At 76.3% G+C, this 4,299-nt stretch carries 2 protein-coding genes; both read right to left on the reverse strand.

All coding sequences use genetic code 11. From position 1 onward, the window contains the following. Positions 1-1,976: condensation domain-containing protein (locus AB0K09_RS30360; RefSeq protein ID WP_366068619.1), on the reverse strand; the 1,976-nt coding region annotated here is incomplete at its 3' end. Between the two features lies 1 nt (position 1,977). Beyond that, positions 1,978-4,299 (reverse strand): condensation domain-containing protein (locus tag AB0K09_RS30365; RefSeq protein ID WP_366068620.1); only part of this gene is annotated, 2,322 nt, incomplete at its 5' end.

Genomic DNA, 4,299 nt, shown 5'->3' on the forward strand with positions numbered 1-4,299 from the left:
AGCGAGATGTCGAAGCCGAACGTCGTCACCGCCAGCCAGCGGTCGGCCGGCGTCAGGGCGGTGTGCTCGCGCATCGAGGACAGGAAGTTGGCCAGGGCGCCGTGCGGGACGACGACGCCCTTGGGGCGGCCGGTCGAGCCCGAGGTGTAGAGGACGTACGCCGGATCGGCGGCCGACACCGGCCGGGTCCCGGCCGGGGCGGCGGCCGGGGCGATCCCTTCCACCGTCAGCAGGTTCAGGCCCTCGGGAAGCAGCCCCGCCGTTTCGGCCGTGGCGAGCACGACCGCCGGTGCGGCGTCCGCCAGCACGTAGGCGATCCGCTCCGCCGGAAAGTCCACATCCACCGGCAGGAACGCCGCACCGGTCCTCCCCACCGCAAGCATCGCCACCACCGCGTCGATCGAACGCGGCAGCGCGAGGGCCACCAGATCTCCCTGCCCGGCACCCCGCGCGAGCAGCGCGCTGGCCAGGCCGTTCACCCGTGCGTCCAGCTCCGCGTACGACAGCGACTCCCCGCCGGACACGACGGCTTCCGCGTCCGGGGTGCGCGCCGCCTGCGCGGCGAACCACTCCGGCAGGAGGCCGGCCGGGACCTCGCGGGCGGTGTCGTTCCAGCCGGTCAGCAGGGCGGTCCGCTCGTCCGCCGTGAGGACGGCCGCCTCGCCGGCCGGGCTGTCCGGGGTGGTCGCCACGGCGTGCAGCAGGCGCTCGAAGCGGTCGAGCAGGGTCCGCGCGGCCGCCTCGTCGAACAGGTCGGGGCGGTAGTCGAGGCGGGCGTGCAGGCCGTCGGCGCCCTTGGAGACGACGAGGGTCAGCGGGTAGTGCGTGGCGTCGCGGCCCTTCGCGCCGGTCAGGCGCAGCCCCGAGTCCAGGCGGGCGGCCGTGGCCGGGTCGACGGGGTAGTTCTCCACCAGGACGGTGGTGTCGAAGAGTTCGCCGATGCCGGCCCGGGCCTGGATGTCGGCGAGGCCCAGGTGCTGGTGGGCGCCCAGGGCGGACTGCTCGTCCTGCACGGCGGCCAGCGTCTCGGCCCAGGTCCGCCCGGCGTTCAGCCGCACCCGCACGGGCACGGTGTTGATGAACAGGCCGACCATGCCCTCGACGCCGGGCACCTCGGCGGGGCGGCCGGAGACGGTCGTGCCGAAGAGGACGTCGTCGCGGCCGGTGAGCCGGCCGAGCAGGGCCGCCCAGGCGGTCTGCACGGCGGTGTTGAGGGTGATCGAGCGGTCGGTGGCGAGCCGCTGGAGGCCCTCCCCGGTCGCCTCCGGCAGCAGCCTCTCCACGCGCTCGGGCAGCAGCGGCTCGCGGCCGGGGGCGGCGGCGGTCAGCCGGGTCGGCTCGGTCACGCCGTCGAGGGCGTCGCGCCAGGCCGCCTCGGTCGCCGCGCGGTCCTGCCGGCCGAGCCACTCCAGGTAGCGGCGATAGGGGGTGACGGGGGCCAGGGCGCCCTCGCCGCGCTCGTAGACGGTGAACAGCTCGCGCAGCAGCGTGGGCGTCGACCAGCCGTCGAGCAGGATGTGGTGGTTGGTGATCACCAGCCGGTGCCGCCGGTCCGCGCGGCGGATCAGCAGGCAGCGGACGAGCGGCGGCGCGGCCAGGTCGAAGCGGGCGGCGCGTTCCTCGTCGGCCAGCCGCGCCGCCTCGGCCTCCGCGTCGGCGTCGGCCCGCCCGGTGAGGTCGGCGTCCCGCCACGGCACGCGCACCTCGCGCGGCACGAACTGCACGGGCCTGCCGGAGCGCACGGACCGGAAGCCGGCCCGCAGGTTGGCGTGGCGGCGCAGGACGGCGTCCATGGCGGCCCGCAGCCGGGGGCCGTCCAGCGGGCCGTCGAGGTCGACCATGAGCTGGACGGTGTAGACGTCCGTTCCCTCGCCGGTGAGGAGGGAGTGGAACAGCAGTCCCTCCTGGAGGGGGGACAGGGGCAGCACGTCCTCGATTGCGGAACGCCCGCGCCGGGCGGTGCGGTTCTGCGTCACTTCACAGCCTCCAGTCGGACTCAAGCTCGTCGATCTCGTCCTGGAGGAGGTCCACCAGGGAAAGGTCGGATGGGGTAGTGCCGCCCGCGCCGGGTTCGTCGTCCGCCGGGCCGGCCGCCGCATGGCGGGCGAGGGCGTCCAGGGCCTCGAACCACAGGCCGGTGAGCGCGTCGATGTCGTGTTCGTCGAAGAGGGCGTCCGGCCACGACCAGGTGACCTTCAGCACGGGGCCGTCCGCGTGGTCGTGGGCGATCGCGTTCAGCTCCAGGGCGTGCGCGAACGGCATGCCCGGGTCGGCCGGCGCCACGCGCACGTCCTCCGGTGCCGCGCCCCAGCCGGCCGGGCCGCCGGCCCGGTCGGCGCTCCGGTCGGCGCTCCGGTCGGCGCTCTGGTCGGCGCGGACCCGGCCCAGGTAGTTGAAACCGATCTGCGGTGCGGGCGAGCCGGACAGCAGGGCGGCCGTGCGCGGGTTGAGGTGGCGCAGCAGGCCGTACCCGAGGCCCTTGCCGGGCAGGGCGCGCAGCTGCTCCTGCGTGCGCCGCAGCGCCGTGCCGGTGGCGGGGCCGCCGTCGCGGATCTCGTGCCAGCGCACGCCCGGGTCGAGCCGCAGCGGGTGCATGGCGGTGAACCAGCCGACGGTGCGCGAGAGATCGGCGGTGCCGGTCTCGTCGCGGCCGTGCCCCTCCAGGTCGATCAGCACCGGGCTGCCGCCGCCCGTGCCACGCCGGCGCCGCCATTCGGCGACGGCCAGCGCGAAGCCGGTCAGCAGCACCTCGTCGACGCTCGCGTCCAGGGCGGCGGGCACGGTGCCCAGCAACGGCTCGGTGCGGCCGGCCTCCAGGACGGTCGTGCGGTGCCGTGCGGTGCCCTTGGTGTGGACGGCCGGGTCGAGCGGCCGGGGGGTGAGCCGCGCGTCGGGTGCGGACGTCATCCGCTCCCACAGCGGCAGTTCGGCCTCCACGGCGGCACTCCGGGCGTGCTCCGCCAGGTGCCGCGCCCAGGTGCGGAAGGAGGTGCCGACGGGCTCCAGGGCGATGTCCCGGCCCTCGGCGCGGGCGAGCCACGCGGTCATCAGGTCCGGGGCGAGCACCCGCCAGGACACGCCGTCGACGACCAGGTGGTGGGCCATCAGCAGCAGGCGGCCCGGGCGGTCGCCCGCGTCGAACCACACCACGCGCAGCATGACGCCGGCGTCCGGGTCCAGGGCGCGCCGCGCCGCCTCGGCCTCCTCGGCGAGCAGGCCGGCCAGTCCGTCCTCCGGGTGGGCGGAGATGTCGACCCGGCGGATGTGCCGCGCCGCGTCGTCCTCCCCCGCCGGCGGGACGTGCAGGCTCCACCGCCCGGCTTCGGTGCGGTCCAGCCGGGCGCGCAGCAGGTCGTGCCGCTCGCACAGGGCGCGGACGGCGTCGGCCAGGGCGTCCTCGGTGAGACCGGCGGGGACGCGCAGCAGCACCGACTGGTTGAAGCCCTCGACAGGGCCGCCCAGTTCGCGCAGCCACTCCATGATCGGGGTGGCCGGCACGGTGCCGGTGCCGTCGTCCTGCGGCGCGGGGCCGCCGGCCGTCGCGTCGGCGGCGGCCAGGGCGAGCCCGGCCGGCGTCTGGTGCTGGAAGACGTCCCGCGGGGTGAGGACGAGCCCGGCCTGGCGGGCGCGGCTGACCAGCTGGATGGAGACGATGCTGTCGCCGCCCAGCGCGAAGAAGTTGTCGTCGATGGTGACGTCCGGCGTGCCGAGCAGCTCCGTGAAGAGCGCGCACAGCAGTTCCTCGCGGGCGTCGCGCGGGGCGCGGCCGCCGCCGCCCGAGTAGTCGGGCGCGGGCAGGGCGGCCCGGTCGAGCTTGCCGGTGCGGGTCAGCGGCAGCGCGTCCAGGGGGACGAACGCGGACGGCACCATGTAGTCGGGCAGCCGGTCGGCCAGGTGGGCGCGGAGCGCGGCCGGGTCGAGGACGGCGCCCGGGGCGGGCACCGCGTAGGCGACGAGCCGCTTGTCCCCGGGCCGGTCCTCGCGGACGACCACGACGGCCTGTGCCGCGCCGGGGAAGGACAGGACGGCGGTCTCGACCTCGCCCGGCTCGATGCGGAAGCCGCGCACCTTGACCTGGGCGTCGGTGCGGCCGGCGAACTCCAGCGTGCCGTCGGCCCGCCAGCGGACGCGGTCGCCCGTGCGGTACAGCCGGGAGCCGGCCGGTCCGAACGGGTCGGCGACGAACCGCTCGGCGGTCAGGGCGCACGGCGAGGGCCACGACGCGGTTGCGGCCCTTGCGCTTGCGCTCGTCGCGGCGCTCGGTGCGGCTCTCGCTGAACTTGAGCCAGTCGATGACGT

Source organism: Streptomyces sp. NPDC049577, from assembly GCF_040675635.1.
Lineage (GTDB): Bacteria > Actinomycetota > Actinomycetes > Streptomycetales > Streptomycetaceae > Streptomyces.